Source organism: Oxalobacteraceae bacterium OTU3CINTB1, from assembly GCA_024123955.1.
GTDB lineage: Bacteria > Pseudomonadota > Gammaproteobacteria > Burkholderiales > Burkholderiaceae_D > Rugamonas.
On the sequence record CP099652.1, the window covers coordinates 305,917 to 323,250 of the forward strand.

Below are 17,334 nucleotides of genomic sequence, written 5' to 3' on the forward strand. Positions count from 1 at the left end.
GACCGTGCAGTCCAATCAAATCAACCAGTTGGGGAGAAATCGAATGCAAACAATCTTCAAGCAGGCGCTGTACGCGGCCGTGCTGGGCACTCTTGCCGGCGCCATCGCACCGGCGGCCATGGCGTCCAGCCACCGCGAAGCACCGTTCGTCACGCAAAGTCCCAAAGTCGACGCCACCGACTTCTATATGTTCCGCAGCTACGAGAGCGGCCGATCCAACTTCGTCACCCTGATCGCCGACTACGTGCCGCTGCAGGACGCCTACGGCGGCCCTAACTACTTCGCCATGGACCCGAACGCGTTGTACGAGATCCACATCGATAACAACGGCGACGCCAAGGAAGACTTGACGTTCCAGTTCCGCTTCACCAACACCAACAAGGACACCAAACTGTCCGTCGGCGGCAAGGACGTCTCGATTCCGCTGGTGATCAACGGCGGCGCCATTGCCGGCGTCAACGCCCCCGGCGCCAACGTGCGCGAGACCTACACCGTCAACGTCGTGCGCGGCGACCGCCGTACCGGCACCAAGGCTGCCGTGACCAACGTCGCCGGCGGCGCCACCTTCGACAAGCCGCTCGATAACATCGGCAACAAGTCGATCCCCAACTACGCCGCGTATGCCGCTGCCCACGTCTACAACGTCAACATCCCCGGCTGCAGCACGCCGGCGCGCCTGTTCGTCGGCCAGCGCAAAGACCCGTTCGTGGTCAACCTGGGCGAGACCTTCGACCTGGTCAACATCAAGGCGCCGGCCACCGAGTTTTCCGCCGGCGCCGAGAAGGGCGCCAAGGACGACCTGGCGACCAAGAACGTGACCGCGATCGAACTGGAAGTGGCGGCATCGTGCCTGACCGCGTCCACCGGCGGCGACCCGGTCATCGGCGGCTGGACCACCGCCAGCCTGCGCCAGGGACGCCTGTTGAACCCAACGCCGAACTCCAGCTCGCCGTCGAAAGAGGGCGGCGCCTGGACCCAGGTATCGCGCCTGGGCGCGCCGCTGGTCAATGAAGTCGTCATCGGCCTCAAAGACAAGGACACCTTCAACGCCAGCAAGCCTTCCGGCGACGGCCAGTTCGCCACCTATGTCACCAATCCAACCTTGCCCGCGCTGATCGAAATCCTGTACGGCAGCGCCGGCGCCAAGGCGCCGACCAATTTCCCGCGCAACGACCTGGTGGCGGCCTTCCTCACCGGCGTCAAAGGCTTGAACCAGCCGACGACTGTCACCGCGTCTGAAATGCTGCGCCTGAACACGTCGACGCCAGCCGTCGCCGCCGGCGCGCAGAAGCGCCTTGGCGTCATCGACGGCGACAACGCCGGCTTCCCGAACGGCCGCCGTCCGGGCGATGATGTGGTCGACATCGCGCTGCGCGTGGTGATGGGCAAACTGTGCACCCTGAACCTGGGCTGCGCACCGGCCGACGCAGCTGCCGGCGGCCTGCACTTCACCGACGGCGCCTACCTGGACGACAGCTTCTTCAACGCCTCGTTCCCGTACCTGAAAACGCCGATCGCCGGTTCGCCGCAGATGTAAGGGGGACGACATGAGATCCCTTAAATATCTGGGCCTGGTATGCGTGCTCGCGTTGAGCGCCTGCGGCGGCGGCAGCGACCACATCGCCTCCACACCGCCGGTGACGCCGCCTGTGGTGACGCCACCGGTGGTCACGCCGCCGGTCAGCATGTTGGATAGCTTCTTTGCCGCGGTGATGTCCCTCATCGGCGATGGCAGCGAAACCACCACCGAGCCGACGGCGACCGATCCTGTCGCCGTCACCACGCCGGACGACACGGAACCGGCAGCCGTGAAGTAAGCAAGCAGTGACAAGGGCGGACGCCGCATGGTCCGCCCTTTACGCCGTTTAGAGGTCCGTTTAGAGATCGATTCAGAGGTCCCCATGAGAACAACAATAATCATCGCCCTGGCATTGCCGGCCGCCCTCGCGCAAGCCGCGCCCTATATACCGTCCAGCGGCAAGCAAGTGATCGAAACGCTGCCGCGCCGTGGCGATCCGGTGCAGCAGCAGTTGCGCAGCCTGCGCGCGGAACTGAACGCCAAGCCGACCGACGTCGCGCTGGCGACCAGCGTCGCGCAGCGCTACATTTCGTTGGGCCGCAGCGAAACCGATCCGCGCTATCTGGGCTACGCGCAGGCCGCGCTGGCGCCGTGGTGGTCGCAGGCCGCGCCACCGCCACCGGTGCGCCTGCTGCGCGCCACGCTGCTGCAAAGCACCCATCAATTCGGTCCCGCGCTGGCGGACCTGAAAGGCGTGCTGGCGGCGCAGCCGGACAACGCGCAGGCGTGGCTGACGCAAGCGACCGTGCAAACGGTGCAGGGCGACTACGCCGGCGCCACGGCTAGCTGCGCGCATTTGTCGGCGCTGTCGATAGAACTGATCACCGTGACGTGCATCGCCAATGTGGGCACGGTCACGGGCCGCTCCGTCAAAAGCGAGCAGTTGCTGGAGCTGACGTTGGAACGCAGCGCCAACGCACCGGAGGAATTGAAGGAGTGGGCGTTGACGCTGCTGGCCGAAATGGCGCAGCGGCGCGGCGACAGCGCCGTGGCCGAGGCGCGCTACAAGAGCGCGCTGGCCATGGCGCCGAACGACAGCTATCTGCTGGGCGCCTACGCCGACCTGCTGCTGGAGCAAAAGCGGCCTGGCGAGGTGTTGACCTTGTTGCGCGACCAATCGCGGATCGACGCGCTGCTGTTGCGGCGCGCGCTGGCATTGCAGCAGCAGGATGGCAAAAGCAGCGTGCTGGCGGCCGATGTCAAGGAGCTGGCCGCCCGCTTCGACGCCGCCGCGCTGCGCGGCGACACGGTGCACCAACGCGAGCAAGCGCGCTTTGAATTGCTGCTGCGCCGGGATGCACCAACCGCACTGACACTGGCGAAGAAAAACTGGGCGATACAAAAAGAGCCGGCCGACATGCGCATCTATCTGGAAGCGGCGGTAGCGGCACGCGACACCGCAGCGGCCAAGCCGGTCACCGACTGGATAACGCAGCACAAGATCGAAGACGTCGCCGCGCAACGCCTGATGCGCCAACTCACCACGGGAACATAATGGCACGTCTTTATATATTCCTCGCGCTGCTGTTCGGCGCCATGCTGCCGGCGCAGGCGCACAAGCCGAGCGACAGCTATCTGTCGCTGACCACGCAAGGCGATCACATCACCGGCCAGTGGGACATCGCCCTGCGCGACCTGGACTTCGCCATCGGCCTCGATCAAGATGGCGACGGCAAACTGACCTGGGACGAAATCCGCGCCCGCCACGCCGCCATCTCCGCCTACGCGCTGGAGCGCCTGAAGCTATCGAACGAAAGCGGCACGTGCGCCATCAACATCGCCGACCAACTGATCGACGACCACACCGACGGCGCCTACAGCGTGATGCGCTTCGGCGTCACCTGCCAAAAACCGGTGACACAGCTCAGCATCGACTACCGCCTCTTCGCCGACCTCGATCCGCAACACAAAGGCTTGCTGCGGCTGACGCACGACGGCGAAACCTCCACCGCCATCTTCGATCCGCAGCACGCGCGCCAGACCTTGTCGCTGACGGCCCCGAACCGCTGGCAGCAATTCGCCACCTATATCAAAGAAGGCGTGTGGCATATCTGGATCGGCTACGACCATATCCTGTTCCTGCTGTCGCTGCTGCTGCCGGCGGTGCTGCTGGCCGCGCCGTCCGACAATCTGCGCGGTGCCTTCATCGACGTGCTCAAGGTGGTGACGGCGTTCACGCTGGCGCACTCGCTCACGCTGACCTTGGCCAGCCTGTCGCTGATCTCGCTGCCGTCGCGCTTTGTCGAATCGGCCATCGCCGCCTCGGTCATCCTGGCTGCGGTCAACAACATCTACCCGCTGTTCCGGGGACGGCGGCCGGTCGCCGCTTTCGTGTTCGGCCTGATCCACGGCTTCGGCTTCGCCAGCGTGCTGATCGATCTTGGCCTGCCGAAGACGGCGCTGCTGGCAAGCTTGTTCGGATTCAACCTCGGCGTGGAACTTGGGCAATTGTGCATCGTCGCACTGTTCCTGCCGCTGGCATTTACGCTGCGAAATACCGTGTTCTACCGGCGCGCGCTCACCGGTGGTTCGGCCGTGATCGCCTTGGTGGCATTGGTCTGGTTCGTCGAGCGTGCGTTCGACATCCAGGTGTGAGGGATCACGCGCGATATTGACCCACCTCGCATCCGTTGTCTTTTTGTTCAGCTACGATCAACGCCACTTTCATCGATCGCGGGAACAAAAAAATGTGTGGAATATGGGGCATGATCAACAATGGCGCGCCGCAATGCGACAACTCTGCCGCATTGGCCGCCGCCTTTCGCTACATCAACGGACGCGGCCCGGACGCGCGCGGCGCCCGGCAGGTAGCCTGTCGCGGCCACGCCGTCACCATCGCCCACAGCAGGCTCGCGGTGATCGAATTGTCGGCGCTTGGCGCGCAGCCGATGGTCGATGCGGCGTCCGGCTGGTCCATCGTCTACAACGGCGAGATCTACAACTACCGCGAAATCCGCGAAGCACTGCAAGCCAACGGGCAAGTATTTAACGGCGGCAGCGATACCGAGGTATTGCTGCGCGCATGGGCGCTGTGGGGCCCGGACGCCTTGCAGCGCCTCAACGGCATGTTCGCCTTTGCCGCGTTAAACGAAAAGACCGGCGAGCTCTGGCTGGTGCGCGACCGCTTCGGCGTCAAGCCATTGCTGTGGGGTCGCTGCCAGAATGGCGATATCGTCTTCGGCTCGTCGGTCGCCAGCATCGCCAGCGCGGTTGGCACCGACATCGACACCGACTACTGCGCGCGCGGCGTACGCTACAAAGCCTATGAAACCGCGCAATCGGGCTCGCCCTACAAACACGTGAACGCGGTCGGCGCCGGATGCTGGGTCAAATTCCAGCTGTCACCCGAATGCATCGGCATCGCCGAAGGCCGCTGGTACTCGCTGCGCGACGCGGTGGCGCGGCGGCGCGAGGCCATGGCGCACACCGGTGACGCCGACCTGCTCGAAGAATGCCGCCGGCTGCTCGACAGCGCCGTGCAGTTGCGGTTGCGCAGCGACGTGCCGGTGGCCGTGTCGTTGAGCGCCGGCCTGGATTCGGCTGCTATCGCCTGCATGATGCAACGCCACGGCGCCGACACGCACGCGTTCTCGTTCGGCTCGCCGTCCGAACGCACGTCCGAAGGCCCCGGCACGCAATCGCTGGCCAAGGCCACCGGCATCGACGTCACCTACGTCTGGCCGCGCTACAGCGGTTGGGACTTGTACGAGGTGCTGGAGAAGACCATGGCCTTCCAGGAGGCGCCGTTTTCGGGCATGAGCCCGATCGCGCAGAACGCCGTGTTCCGCGAGGTCGGCAAAGCCGGCTTCAAGGTGCTGCTGGGCGGGCAAGGCAGCGACGAGATCTTCGCCGGCTACCGCAAGTTCATCGTCATCGCGCTGCGCGAGACGCTGCACCGGCGCGAGCCGAAAGGCGCGCTGCGGTTGATGTATTCGCTGGGCCTGATGCTCGCGCACGAGGCTGGCCAGGCGCGCATGTACTGGCAAAACCTCAATCGCTACAAGGGCGGCAAGCGCAAGGCGGCCGCGTTCCGCCTGCTCGACTGGGAGCCGGGCGCGCACAACCTGTGGGGCGAGGCCGGGATCTCGCTGCCGGACCGGCAGATCGAGGACATCCAGCAATGGAGCCTGCCCACCCTGCTGCGCTACGAGGACCGCAACTCGATGGGCTACGGCATCGAGACCCGGCTGCCGTTCATGGATTATCGCCTGATCGAATTCGCGCTGGCGCTGCCGACGCGCATGAAGATCGCCAACGGCTACGGCAAATGGATGCTGCGCCATGCGGCCAAGGGCCTGGTGCCCGACGCCGTGCGGCTCAACCGCAAGAAGCGCGGCTTCGACGTCACGCAGAACTGGATCACCCAGGGCATCGGGGCGGCGCTGCGCGGGACCATCTTCGACCATGCGACGGCATTGCAGGGGCCGCTCAAAAACAGCCAACAGCTCGACACGCTGCTGTCGGACGAAGCGCTGTCGCGGGACCCGGACCTGCTCGATGAAGCGCTGCTGTTGACATGGCTGGTCGATCCGACACGCGTGCCGCGCCGGCAGACCGGGGCGTCCAGGCTGGCGGCCTAGCGACGGAGCCGTGCCATGAAAAAAATCTGCCATTTTTCGTCGGTGCATCCCGGCCTCGACATCCGCATCTACCGCAAGCAATGCGTCTCGCTCGCGCAGGCCGGCTTCGACGTGCATCTGGTCATCGGCGCCGACGCGACGCAAGTCGCCGAGGCGGCCGGCGCCGGCGTCACCATCCATCCGCTGACCGCGCTGCCGGGCGGGCGTTTGCGGCGCATGGTGGCGCACAGTTGGCGCTGCTACCGGACCGCCAAGGCGCTCAACGCCGACGTCTATCATTTTCACGATCCCGAGCTGATTCCGTATGGCTTGCTGCTGAGCTGGCAGGGCCGCAAGGTCATCTACGACCTGCATGAGGACCTGCGCGCCGACATCCACTCGAAGCAATGGATACCGAGGCCGCTGCGCCACGTCATCGGCTCGGTCGCGCGCGCGGTGGAGCACTTCGCGGCGCGGCGCTTCGCCGCCATGGTCGCGGCCACGCCGTACATCGGCGCGCTGTTCGACAAGAGCGCCGCGCGGGTGGCGGTGGTCCACAACTATCCGGCCATCAACGAGCTTGCCGCCGCGCCAGCGACGGTGTTGACCGCGTTCCCGCGCGACAGCGTCTGCTATGTCGGCGCGATCAACGAGATGCGCGGCATCCGCCACATCATCCAGGCGCTGGAGATGGTGCCGGTCAAACTGCTGCTGGCCGGCGCCTTCGACCCGCCCGCGTTGCGGGTGGAACTCCGGGCTTATCGCGGCTGGCATCAGGTCGAGGAATACGGCTTCGTCGACCGGCAAAAGGTGGGCGAGATCATGGCGCGCAGCCTGTGCGGCCTGGTGACGTTGAAGCCGGAGCCGAACTTCGTCAATGCGCTGCCGATCAAGCTGTTCGAATACATGTCGGCCGGCGTACCGGTGATCGCCTCGGACTTTCCGCTGTGGCGCGGCATTGTGGAGGACGCCGAATGCGGCATCTGCGTCGATCCCGAAAATCCAAACGCGATCGCCAAGGCGATCAACTACCTGCTGACGCATCCCGAGGAGGCCGACGCGATGGGCCGCAACGGCAGGCGCGCGGCCGAAAGCAAATACCGGTGGGATTGGGAAGGCGCCAAGCTGGTGGCGCTCTATGCAGACATTCTGGCGGAGGTGCCAGATACCGGGGAGGTCAGGCTCGGCGGGCAAAAGCTGTGACTACTTCGGATTCGGCGAAGGAGTCTTGCGGCCATACGTACAAAAATCCTTGCTCAATTACCTTGGCTTGAGGCGCACCAATTTTTACTGGTGGAGATCGCGCCACAATAGGCTTGGAATTTTCTCAAACCACTTTCGGAGGTAACATGGCAACCGACGCATACTTGAAAATAGACGGGATCAATGGCGAATCAGCCGATGCAGCGCATAAGGGGTGGATCGAACTCACGGTAGCGCATTGGGGTGTTGTGCAACCTCGAAGCGCCACCGCATCATCTGGAGGCGGCCACACGGCCGAACGCTGCGAGCACAGAACCCTGTCGTTTTCTAAAGTTGCAGACTTAGCGTCGCCGATACTGATGCAAACCTGCTCGATGGGTAAAACAATCCCAAAGGCCACTTTAGAGTTTATGCGTGCTGACGGCGAGGGTAATCCGGTCAAGTATTACGTGGTTGAATTAGAGAACGTCATGATCGCCAACATGGATCAGCAGATGAGTGAAAGCGGCCTGGTACAGGACGACATCGGACTGCGGTTCTCAAAGGTAAAGTGGAAGTACACACAGCAGAAAATCGGCGGCGGCACCGGCGGCAGCACAACCGGCGGCTGGGATTTGGCCTGCAATAAGTGTGCGTAAGGGAGCCGCCATGCTCGAAGTCCAACCAAAGGATTCACGCGGCTACTTCATACTGCCGCAGACACCGGAAGACGCCGGTTACTATGTGTACGGGACGCCCGATCGGGGACGGGCGCAGTACGCTAGCCCCCGATTGCTTTCCGTGATCTTCTACATCGAGCGCGAGTGGCAAGCTATTGATGATCGGAAGTTCGGCATCGGAAACATCAGCATCGCTGGCGGGCTACCGTACGACGGACACCGCAGCCATCAAAAGGGGATAGAGGTGGACATTCGACCTGTCCGAAAGGACAAGGTGGTGGGCCAAGGTGCCAGTTTAACGCGGTTTGATTCGGCCTACGACCGCGAGGCCACCACCAAGCTTATTCGTCTTTTTGCGAATCATCCGATGGTGAAGATCATCTACTTTAACGACGACAAGGTACAGCAGGCCATTGGCGGCAGCCGCGTGAAGTCTCTGACAAGGCATGATGACCACTTTCACGTCGATCTCAAGGTGATGCCATGAATGTTCCCGTCCTCTGCATTATCGGTGCGCTTGCGCTATTCTCAGCCGCTTCGGCGGCAGAAAAAAAACAAGAATGGACGCCAGAGTTCAAACCTTTCAGCGGGCGGTACCAAGTCTATTCAGGTTCGCCGTCAGAGAGGCAGCCGCCGACATCCTCCGACAAGCAGGCTTTGGTCGTGCTGACTGGTCGTGCAGCGAAAGACCTGTTCGACCAGATCGGCCCCAATGTGAAGGATGCATGTAGCTCCGATCCGAATTATCGGGAACGGCGCAAGGGTCACCTCGATTGCTCCTATACAAAGGAGAACGGCTATCAGTGCTTTATCGGCATTGACCTTAAAACCGGGAAAAGCATGAATGGCTCGGTCTGTTAACCACGGCTAAATTAGTGTTCATCTCAGCAGAGCAAAGTAAAGGAGGATGCAGTCGCCTATCCATCGGACGGCGCACAGTAACGCTTGTACGCCGCTTAATATTCTTTGCGATAGGCCTAATTTTGACTACTGGCCTTAGGAATAGCGCATTCGTGGCACTTCAAACTTTCCATCATCAGCAAGCGTGTCGTCGTTGACTTTTCTCCAGAAACGGAAGCTACCATCTTTGCCCGCCTCCTTACCAATCATGAACACGCGTCCGTACGTGATATGCGCGGCAGCCGCTTTAGCTCGGTCGTAATATTGCAGGTGTGCACCTTTAACTTCAGCTAACGCCACTCCACCGCCTTCGACTCGCTCTTTAAGATGCAATACAAAGTCAGGGAAGAACCCCATGCCGTCAGCCCATTTATATAGCGCCACGCTCGACGGCTTGCGAACCGGGTTACGGTGCCACCAAATTACATCAGTTGATGTGTCAAGTTGCTCCGCGAATTCACGCTCCTGCGGGCTCATGTCTGCGGGGAAAACGCCGAATATATTTCTCGCAGCGGACTCTAACGGAACATCGCTTACCAGGCTGTCGGGGAGATGAACATTCGAGGCATGTACCTGCTCAGCACGCATGCGTTTATGAGCCTCTTTAACCAAGTTCGGATTACGCACAAGAACTAACTCAAGCTGATGGGTTAGCTCTTCATCGATTGCTGGAGGGATATGACCCTCCGCTATCAAGGTGCTGTGAAAACGAGTTTTTAGTGCTTGGAGCATCTCCCTGCGGTCCACATCATCGAATTCGAACGCCAATTGACGAGCCTTTGCAGCAATCATCGGGGTCGATACCTGCGCCCAGATGTCGCGGTCTTCCACAACGGTACTGGCGTCAAATACGTCAGTGGTACGCTCGGTCATTTTGGAGCGTACCTTAAGGCGGTCACCAAGCACTTTTGCGAAGTCAATACAGCTCACCAATCGCTCTTCAAAATCGTCTGGGACAGCGGGCAAGGTCTCCGTCACTAAGGAGTGTGGCATGTATTCGCGTCGCGCATAGACGAAGCGCTGGTCGTTTTGCGCGTCTAGCTCAAACGCTTTCGTTAGTGCCGTGTGCCCGTCCTTGTAACCAGGCGAAAAATCGGAAGGCGGTGTTGCTAGCAATGCGAATAACGGAGACTGCTTGGTGAGAAGCTGCGATGGATTGTCGGCCATTACCGTCCCTGTCAATTCTTGCGGTGCCGTTTTGACTGGGTATGCATCCGGCTCGGGTAGCAAGGTCAGAGACTGGCCAGGCTTAACCACTTGCACAACAGTTTCGCCCGCGACCACGGTAACGACAGTGGATGCGCCAGCTTGGGCCATTTGCTCAGGCATTTGATTGATTTGTGCCGCCGCACTCAGTAGTCCCTCCTGCGCCGCGCTATTAGCTAAGAAGACATAGCCATAGCTAAGCAGTTTTGACAGCAAGTCCAATCGGCCTTGAAGGCTGCGATGAACGCGCATAATACGGCCGACAACCTGCACGCCGAAATCTGCGTCGCGTGCTCCGCGTAACGCCGCTAAAGTGAAAGCTCGCGGAGCGTCAAAGCCCGTAGCAATTGCCATCTTAAAAAGAATCACCTCCACGCTAGGGTCATTCGCCAGCGCATCCAGATTAGGGTCCGGCTCATCGGCAGTATGCTCTCGCACAGCCGATTCAGGAAACTTTAAAACATTTACCAAGTATGCCTTTGCGTCCTTAATGGCCTGCCCGCCGTTTGGTACTTGCACCAACATCAATGGTGTGAGGCTAATATGCTCGTCCGCAAGAGTTTTCTTTATAAGTCGATGCATGGCCGCGCACTCGGAGAGCGCGACCTCTTCATAGGCAATCAGTTGAGCATCGTCCGCATTCTGGCTAATAAAACGTACCGCCTTTACAGAACGTTTGAGTAGTTGCGCGTCGACACCTTCATGACGAGAGATCGACGCCCACTCGCTTTGCGGACCAATGCGGTATCCGGTCTGAGTCGCAAATTTTGCGGCATCTGTATCTCTCGGCGTAGCAGTCATTAAGAGTACATAATCTGGCGCCAGTACTTCGGTGAAAAAACGCCCAGCCTCTGCGGCGCGGACGAAGCCGTGGTGGGCTTCATCAACGACAACGCCGATACGATAGCCCTGTGCCCGTGCAGCACCTATGAGGTCATCAATGGACCACCCCGCGTCACTATCCTGCCGAGCTAGCCGACTCTCTTTACTTCGTGCAGCGACCGTCTGCCACGACAATACAAAAATGCTGCCGTCGGACAGCTTCTCGGGACTACGATCTGATTCGATGCTTAGCAAATTAAGCGAGGGAGCTTGGCGAGCTAACGTCGCTTTTGCCTGTGCAAGGACGCCGGTGAATGGCGCGAACCAGAACCAGATGACCCGGTCCTTAGCTGAGAACTCTGCTAACAATTCGCAAGCCATCAACGTCTTGCCAATACCGGTAGGTGCTTGAAGCATAACGCAAGCACCATTTTTCCGCGCCAAGGTCACTTGCTTTGAAACAGGCTTAGGTCCCAAAGAGTCATAAACTGCTTTCATGTCGTCGAATCGAGCAACCAACGCCTCAATATGTTTAGCTTGGAATTTAAGCGGCATTATGCGACTCATCCGACGTCTCCCTGATGTACTTCCTCAAATTGTTCTTCTTGCGCTTCGCGTACGTTACCTTGCTTGAAAGCACGGTGGAGGTCGTACGGTACTGACACTACTCTAATACGCTGCGAGAACTCCTGAAGCCGTTCGGTGACAACCGCAGGTGCCCAAGTCAGGACTACAACGACCCCATTATGTTGAGAGATTGCAGTCTGTAGCTCGTCGAGCGTTGCAGTTTTGACGTTGCAGCAATAAGCCACCATGTGTTCCCCCAAGACAGATACGGCGAGGCGTGGAGTAACGGGCGTCAACGGATGGCCGCAAGCTTGCAGCGCAAAATTCCACGCCATACTGTCAGTGATACCTTCTTCCAGACGATGCATTGGCACACGTAAGGCTTTCACATAGGCGAAATTGCCGCCTAACCCCGCAACGCTTTTTCCATTCCCATTTTCGTACCCTTCGATAGCATTTCGCACCCGTGCCGCGCATACGTCTCTGCAAAGATTACGTTCTGGACTTTCTGCTGTCGCTTCTGTGCTTGATACCAATACAAACTTGCGTTGGCCATCGTCTTCCTTGTTTAAGGCTAGGAGAGCTTGCGCCAAGGTTCCTGAACCGGCGAAGAAATCGACAACCAGGTCGCCCGGCTTAGTCGCCATGCGCAGAATGCGGTCCATCAACTGCAACGGCTTTGGCGTTGAGAATACGTCCTCATTACGCTCTTTGGGCAGTATGTCGTTTAGCTGCTTTTTTGCATCCTGAGTATGACCAACGGCATCGTAGGTCCAAAGAGTCTGTGGCACTACACCTTGCTTAACTTCAGAAAGGAAGCGCTTCATGGCTGGGATGTTGTTCCCATCTTTGCCCCACCAGATTCGACTATCGGCATTTAGCTCATCAAATTTCGAGCGCGACACGCGCCAATAGGTCCCGGCTGGAGGACCTTCAATTAATCTGCCTGATGGACAAGTTATAGGATACCGACCTTCGCCATAATAATTGCGTGCTGTCAGGTCACTGGGCTTCCATGGACCCCGAAGGTCGTTGTCTGGATTCTTATACGCTTTGTCTTGCTCGGCAGAACGGGGCAACGGGTTCGGGCGCCAGCGGTCGCGGTCTGCGGCATAGACAAGGATGTACTCGTGGTCATCCGAAAAATGGACGGCTGTATTTTTTGGTGAATAGACTTTTTGCCAGATGACGTTTGCGATGAAATTATTTTCGCCAAACACTTGGTTCATGAGCAGCCCAAGATTGAACAACTCGTTGTCATCAATCGATACGAAGATAACGCCATCCTCTGCAAGTAGGTCTTTGGCCAATCGCAAACGCTGGTACATGAACTCCAGCCACGTCGAGTGCCGGTACCGGTTGGTCGGTTCAAAGAAGCTGTCGTTGTAGACAAAATCTTTCCTGCCGGTGTTATATGGTGGGTCAATGTAGATGAGTTTGACCTGTCCGGCATGCGTCGTCACAAGGTGACGTAGGGCGTCAAAGTTGTCGCCCTCTACTACCAAGTTAGTCCAAGGTCCGGGACCCACCGATTGTTCTTTGTCTAGCTCGAACCCGACGAAGTCGCGGTTGAGAGACTTATCTTGCGCGATACCGTCGCGTTCCCAACGCAGTCCGTAGCGGGCCAAGGCATCGCGCCTCTGTAACACTGCAAGCAACTCTTCTCTCGTCAAATCGTCGTAATTCACTAGCTATCTCACTTTTTTTCAAGATTCCATCTTAACTCTTCCGCTATGAAACAGGAAAGGGAAGAAGGGCGCTCAACAGTGACGGATAGTATGATTCTCAGGAATATAAGCGCCGAGCTTTCGCTCTTCAACCTCAATCCTTGGAGCGCAATCCGAGTAAAACCGGCGCACGGTCTGTTGATTTACATTTTTGCAACATTGCATACCTTAGGCCCAATAATCTCCTCTGCTTTCTGCGGTGGCGCGGCATTGAGAGAGAGGCAACAGGGGCAATTTGAGCGATCCCGAGAAATCCAACTCGACCACCAAGGCAGTAACCCTCCTGTTGCGTAGTTTGAGGCAGAAGGGGCCGCCCGCAACGATATGCTCGCCACCGAAAGCAAATATGGATGGGATCGTGATGGTATCAAGCTGGCCGCGCAGTAAAACGACATCCTAGCGGGCGACCAAGGTCGGCGGGTTCAGGTCAGGACGGATTGGAGTACGGCTGATGACATATCGAGGGATGCATTTTTTGAATGGCCTAGCGGGATCCGGTATCGATTCTAACCCCCGTAAGCTTTTTTTAGCTTTCCAGTCAGCGTCGATATGCCCGCTTTCACTGCGACAGCACGAAGCTTGGCGGGATTCTTCTTCAAGTCCGAGACAATAGCTCGAAATGTCGCCAACTCCGAGTTGGCGGAATATTTTATGCTGAAGCGGCCTGAAGCGGATGAGCGAGTAGCGCTAGACTTTGTCATGATAGTCTCCCACGTGACTTCAAATTATAGCCCACGCCTGCGGCGATTTGATATGAGGCGACATGACGCCGCTCAGAGAGAGATGGACAGGATTGTGCCCCTAACATCCAGCCCATCGAGAGCTAGCGCATCGTTGAAATGCTGGGGACTGAGAAGCGCAGGTGGCCACGATCCGTGACCACCCGGCAGTGCGGGTGATTACTCGTTGACGGCGGCCAGCACGTTATGCGCCTGCTCGTCCGCATGGTACGAGCTGCGCACCATGGCGCCGACGGCGGCGTGCTTGAAGCCCATCTTGTACGCTTCCGCCTCGAACATCTTGAACACGTCCGGGTGCACGTAGCGGCGCACCGGCAGGTGGCTGTTCGACGGCGCCAGGTACTGGCCGATGGTCAGCATGTCGATGTTGTGCTCACGCATGTCGCGCATCACTTGCAGGATTTCCTCGTCGGTCTCGCCCAGGCCGACCATGATGCCCGACTTGGTTTTGACTTCAGGATACAGCTCCTTGAATTCCTTGAGCAGTTGCAGCGAGTGCATGTAGTCCGAACCCGGACGCGCTTCCTTGTACAGGCGCGGCACCGTTTCCAGGTTGTGGTTCATCACGTCCGGCAGGCCGTCCTTGAAGATGTCCAGCGCCTTTTGCAGGCGGCCGCGGAAGTCCGGCACCAGCACTTCGATCTGGGTCTTCGGCGACAGCGCGCGGGTGTTCTGGATGCACTCGACGAAGTGGCCGGCGCCGCCGTCGCGCAAGTCGTCGCGGTCGACCGAGGTGATGACCACATAGCTCAGGCGCAGCTCGGCGATGGTGCGCGACAGGTTGCCCGGCTCTTCCTTGTCCAGCGGATCGGGACGGCCGTGGCCGACGTCGCAGAACGGGCAGCGGCGGGTGCACTTGTCGCCCATGATCATGAAGGTGGCGGTGCCCTTGCCGAAGCATTCGCCGATGTTCGGGCAGCTCGCTTCTTCGCAGACGGTGACCAGCTTGTTCTCGCGCAGGATGTCCTTGATCTCGTAGAAACGGGTCGAGGCCGACGCGGCCTTGACGCGGATCCACTCCGGCTTCTTCAGACGCTCAACTTGCTCGATCGGCACGATCTTGATCGGGATGCGCGCGGTCTTGCTGGCGCCTTTTTGCTTTTCGCTCGGGTTGTAAGCGGGGGCAATGCTGGAGGTGGTCTCAGTGGTCATTTGGCTGCGTGCCCTCGCGGGCATAGTTTGGTTGTTCGTGTATTGCTGCTGGTTCTACAAGAGCCAGGACGCGTATCAGTTCGTCGGCCAGTTGCTGTTGCACGTCCGACAATTGCGCCTGGGCGCCGACGGACCGCATATCGACTGTTTCCAGCCCGGCATAGCCGCAAGGATTAATCCAGGAAAACGGGGCCAAATCCATCGCCACATTCAGCGACAGCCCATGGTAGGTGCAACCGTTGCCGCGCACTTTCAAGCCGAGCGCGGCGATTTTGGCGCCTCGCTTCGGCCCGCCGGCCATATAAATGCCCGGCGCGCCTTCAACGCGCTCACCGACGAGATTATACGCCCCTAATACATTGATGATCCCCTGCTCGATTTTATGGACGAATTGCCGGGCATACAGCTTGCCGCCGGGCTTGTTGCGGCGCAGGTCGATCAGCATGTAAATCACCACCTGGCCGGGGCCGTGGTAAGTGACTTCGCCGCCCCGGTCGGTCTGCACCACGGGGATGGCGGACGCGCCGGCCAGCAGGTGGCCACGGTCGGCGCCCAGGCCCAGCGTGAAAACGGGCGGGTGCTCGACGATCCACAGTTCGTCGCGGGTGTCCGGCGTGCGCGCGTCGGTGAAGGCGCGCATCGCGGCAAAGGTGCTGTCGTAGTCGGCGAGACCGAGGTGGCGGATCAGCGCCGGCCCGATTTGGGTAGGAGACGTCATGCCGCCATTATAAATCAGCCGGCAAAGCGGGGCTGAAGGCGGCCAGCCCGGCTGATGACCCGGCGGCCACTGCTGCATCGACCGACCTTGCATTGGACGGCGGCATCATCCTGCAATTTTTTCGGCTCGTCGATACACGGCCGCCGGCTTGGCTAGATTTATTCACATGCCACACCTTGCCGTAGCGCCTGTATAACGTTATATTTTCGTGATTCCTGCTAATTTTATTCACATAGTTATCCACAGCATGCCGACCTGATGAGCGCCAGCCGCCGCCTGCCCAATTTTTCCGCTTTGCGCGCCTTCGAGGCGGCGGCCCGGCACGAGAACTTCTCGCGGGCGGCGGAAGAGTTGCATCTGACGCATGGCGCGATCAGCCATCAGGTCCGGGCGCTGGAGCAGGAATTGGGCAGGCCGCTGTTCGTGCGTCACGGCCGACAGGTGAAAATAACCAGCGACGCGCTCAAATTTGCCCAGTTTTTAGGCAAATCCTTTGCCGATATTGCCGCTGCGGCCGACGCGATGCGGGCGGCCAGCGTCAACCAGCGGCTGACGGTGACGTCGATTCCGTCGTTCGCGGCGCGCTGGCTCGCGCCCCGGCTGGGGCGGTTCATCGACTTGCATCCCGATATAGAGGTGGTGCTGCAGTCGAGCGGGCAACTGCAGGATCTGGCGCGCGACGGCATCGATGTCGGCATCCGTTTTGGCCGGGGCGACTATCCGGGCATGGTGGTGGAGCGGCTGATGGGCGACGTCTACTATCCGGTAGTGAGTCCCCACTATCGCGACGGCGCCCTGCCGGCAACGCCGCAACACCTGCCGCAGCAGACGCTGCTGCGCTCGGTCGAGCCCTGGTCGCCATGGCTGAGGGCGGCAGGCGTCGACATGGCCGAGCCGTCGGGCGGAGTGATGTTCGAAGATTTGTCGATGCTGATACGCTCCGCCGCCGATGGCAACGGGGTGGCGCTGGTGCGCCATATGGTGGCGATGCAGGAGATCGCCTCCGGGCAACTGGTGCGGCTGTTCGATATCGCCACACCCTGCCCGGATGAGTATTTCTTCGTCGCGCCGGCCGCCTCGGCCGACAGGCCGCAGGTGGTGGCGTTCCGCGACTGGTTGCTGGAAGAGATAGCCGCCTTCCAGCGCCAGCAACTTACATGACGATCTTCACCATCGGGTGCGCCGACAGTTCGGAATACAGCGCGTCGAGCTGCTCGCGGCTGACGGCGCGCACGGTCACGGTCAGGCCGGTGTAGTTGCCCTTGGCCGACGGCCGTACTTCCATTTTGCCTTCGTGGAATTCCGGATCGTGCTTTTGCACGACCAGCACGATGGTCGGGGCGAAGTCGATATGAGTCGGCCCCATCACCTTGATCGGGAAGTCGCTCGGGTATTCGATGAGGGACTCTGACGGCGGGATCGCTTGCATATTCATTCCAATCAAAAAGAAAACCGGCGGCATCAACACGATGCCACCGGCCTCTATTGTAGCGAATTCACGG

The 17,334-nt window shown here is 59.9% G+C and carries 15 protein-coding genes; 10 read left to right on the forward strand and 5 right to left on the reverse strand.

Annotated elements, in window-relative coordinates; genetic code table 11:
• The first annotated feature begins 43 nt into the window (after positions 1-43).
• The 9 genes from NHH73_01250 to NHH73_01290 all read left to right on the forward strand — a co-directional run bounded on the left by NHH73_01250 (position 44) and on the right by NHH73_01290 (position 8,861).
• Entirely contained in the window at positions 44-1,537 is a 1,494-nt protein-coding gene (locus NHH73_01250; protein USX26954.1) for a DUF4331 domain-containing protein, read from the forward strand.
• A 10-nt stretch (positions 1,538-1,547) separates the two neighbouring features.
• Entirely contained in the window at positions 1,548-1,817 is a 270-nt protein-coding gene (locus NHH73_01255) for a hypothetical protein (protein ID USX26955.1), read from the forward strand.
• An 84-nt stretch (positions 1,818-1,901) separates the two neighbouring features.
• Positions 1,902-3,074, forward strand: coding sequence for a hypothetical protein (locus NHH73_01260; protein ID USX26956.1), 1,173 nt, complete (start codon positions 1,902-1,904; stop codon positions 3,072-3,074).
• Positions 3,074-4,174, forward strand: a complete 1,101-nt coding sequence (locus NHH73_01265; GenBank protein USX26957.1) for a HupE/UreJ family protein — start codon at positions 3,074-3,076, stop codon at positions 4,172-4,174. The genes NHH73_01260 and NHH73_01265 overlap by 1 nt, the downstream gene beginning before the upstream one ends.
• Positions 4,175-4,284: 110 nt before the next feature.
• On the forward strand, positions 4,285-6,159 hold the full coding sequence (gene asnB, locus NHH73_01270; GenBank protein ID USX26958.1) for an asparagine synthase (glutamine-hydrolyzing): 1,875 nt from the start codon (positions 4,285-4,287) through the stop codon (positions 6,157-6,159).
• 15 nt (positions 6,160-6,174) lie between these two features.
• Positions 6,175-7,341: a glycosyltransferase family 4 protein gene (locus NHH73_01275; GenBank protein ID USX26959.1), complete on the forward strand. Its 1,167-nt coding sequence runs from the start codon at positions 6,175-6,177 to the stop codon at positions 7,339-7,341.
• 146 nt (positions 7,342-7,487) lie between these two features.
• Positions 7,488-7,979: a type VI secretion system tube protein Hcp gene (locus NHH73_01280; GenBank protein ID USX26960.1), complete on the forward strand. Its 492-nt coding sequence runs from the start codon at positions 7,488-7,490 to the stop codon at positions 7,977-7,979.
• 10 nt (positions 7,980-7,989) lie between these two features.
• Positions 7,990-8,487, forward strand: a complete 498-nt coding sequence (locus tag NHH73_01285; GenBank protein ID USX26961.1) for a penicillin-insensitive murein endopeptidase — start codon at positions 7,990-7,992, stop codon at positions 8,485-8,487.
• Positions 8,484-8,861 carry a hypothetical protein gene (locus NHH73_01290; protein USX26962.1) on the forward strand — a complete coding sequence of 126 codons (378 nt, stop codon included), beginning with the start codon at positions 8,484-8,486 and terminating at the stop codon, positions 8,859-8,861. The genes NHH73_01285 and NHH73_01290 overlap by 4 nt, the downstream gene beginning before the upstream one ends.
• 135 nt (positions 8,862-8,996) lie before the next feature.
• Here NHH73_01290 and NHH73_01295 read toward each other — a convergent pair whose 3' ends face one another.
• The 4 genes from NHH73_01295 to lipB all read right to left on the reverse strand — a co-directional run bounded on the left by NHH73_01295 (position 8,997) and on the right by lipB (position 15,832).
• Complete coding sequence (locus NHH73_01295; GenBank protein ID USX26963.1) at positions 8,997-11,483, reverse strand: DEAD/DEAH box helicase family protein; 2,487 nt, start codon at positions 11,481-11,483, stop codon at positions 8,997-8,999.
• A gap of 8 nt (positions 11,484-11,491) precedes the next feature.
• Positions 11,492-13,183 carry a site-specific DNA-methyltransferase gene (locus NHH73_01300; protein ID USX26964.1) on the reverse strand — a complete coding sequence of 564 codons (1,692 nt, stop codon included), beginning with the start codon at positions 13,181-13,183 and terminating at the stop codon, positions 11,492-11,494.
• A gap of 938 nt (positions 13,184-14,121) precedes the next feature.
• The gene (gene lipA, locus NHH73_01305) at positions 14,122-15,114 is read right to left on the reverse strand and encodes a lipoyl synthase (GenBank protein USX26965.1); all 993 of its coding nucleotides are present in this window, start codon (positions 15,112-15,114) and stop codon (positions 14,122-14,124) included.
• Positions 15,104-15,832, reverse strand: coding sequence for a lipoyl(octanoyl) transferase LipB (lipB, locus tag NHH73_01310; protein ID USX29760.1), 729 nt, complete (start codon positions 15,830-15,832; stop codon positions 15,104-15,106). The genes lipA and lipB overlap by 11 nt, the downstream gene beginning before the upstream one ends.
• Before the next feature lie 258 nt (positions 15,833-16,090).
• On the opposite strand from lipB, the gene gcvA reads away from it, so the two are divergent.
• Positions 16,091-16,993 (forward strand): transcriptional regulator GcvA, encoded by a 903-nt coding sequence (gene gcvA, locus NHH73_01315; GenBank protein USX26966.1) that lies wholly within the window; start codon positions 16,091-16,093, stop codon positions 16,991-16,993.
• On the opposite strand, the gene NHH73_01320 is transcribed toward gcvA, so the two are convergent.
• Positions 16,986-17,261, reverse strand: coding sequence for a DUF493 family protein (locus tag NHH73_01320; protein USX26967.1), 276 nt, complete (start codon positions 17,259-17,261; stop codon positions 16,986-16,988). The genes gcvA and NHH73_01320 overlap by 8 nt on opposite strands.
• Positions 17,262-17,334: the final 73 nt, after the last annotated feature.

Bases quoted from the DNA above. Each gene is read 5' to 3' on its own strand.
- NHH73_01250 (USX26954.1), top strand. From the start codon at position 44: ATGCAAACAATCTTCAAGCAGGCGCTGTACGCGGCCGTGCTGGGCACT.
- NHH73_01255 (USX26955.1), top strand. From the start codon at position 1,548: ATGAGATCCCTTAAATATCTGGGCCTGGTATGCGTGCTCGCGTTGAGC.
- NHH73_01260 (USX26956.1), top strand. From the start codon at position 1,902: ATGAGAACAACAATAATCATCGCCCTGGCATTGCCGGCCGCCCTCGCG.
- NHH73_01265 (USX26957.1), top strand. From the start codon at position 3,074: ATGGCACGTCTTTATATATTCCTCGCGCTGCTGTTCGGCGCCATGCTG.
- asnB (USX26958.1), top strand. From the start codon at position 4,285: ATGATCAACAATGGCGCGCCGCAATGCGACAACTCTGCCGCATTGGCC.
- NHH73_01275 (USX26959.1), top strand. From the start codon at position 6,175: ATGAAAAAAATCTGCCATTTTTCGTCGGTGCATCCCGGCCTCGACATC.
- NHH73_01280 (USX26960.1), top strand. From the start codon at position 7,488: ATGGCAACCGACGCATACTTGAAAATAGACGGGATCAATGGCGAATCA.
- NHH73_01285 (USX26961.1), top strand. From the start codon at position 7,990: ATGCTCGAAGTCCAACCAAAGGATTCACGCGGCTACTTCATACTGCCG.
- NHH73_01290 (USX26962.1), top strand. From the start codon at position 8,484: ATGAATGTTCCCGTCCTCTGCATTATCGGTGCGCTTGCGCTATTCTCA.
- NHH73_01295 (USX26963.1), bottom strand. From the start codon at position 11,483: ATGCCGCTTAAATTCCAAGCTAAACATATTGAGGCGTTGGTTGCTCGA.
- lipA (USX26965.1), bottom strand. From the start codon at position 15,114: ATGACCACTGAGACCACCTCCAGCATTGCCCCCGCTTACAACCCGAGC.
- lipB (USX29760.1), bottom strand. From the start codon at position 15,832: ATGACGTCTCCTACCCAAATCGGGCCGGCGCTGATCCGCCACCTCGGT.
- gcvA (USX26966.1), top strand. From the start codon at position 16,091: ATGAGCGCCAGCCGCCGCCTGCCCAATTTTTCCGCTTTGCGCGCCTTC.
- NHH73_01320 (USX26967.1), bottom strand. From the start codon at position 17,261: ATGCAAGCGATCCCGCCGTCAGAGTCCCTCATCGAATACCCGAGCGAC.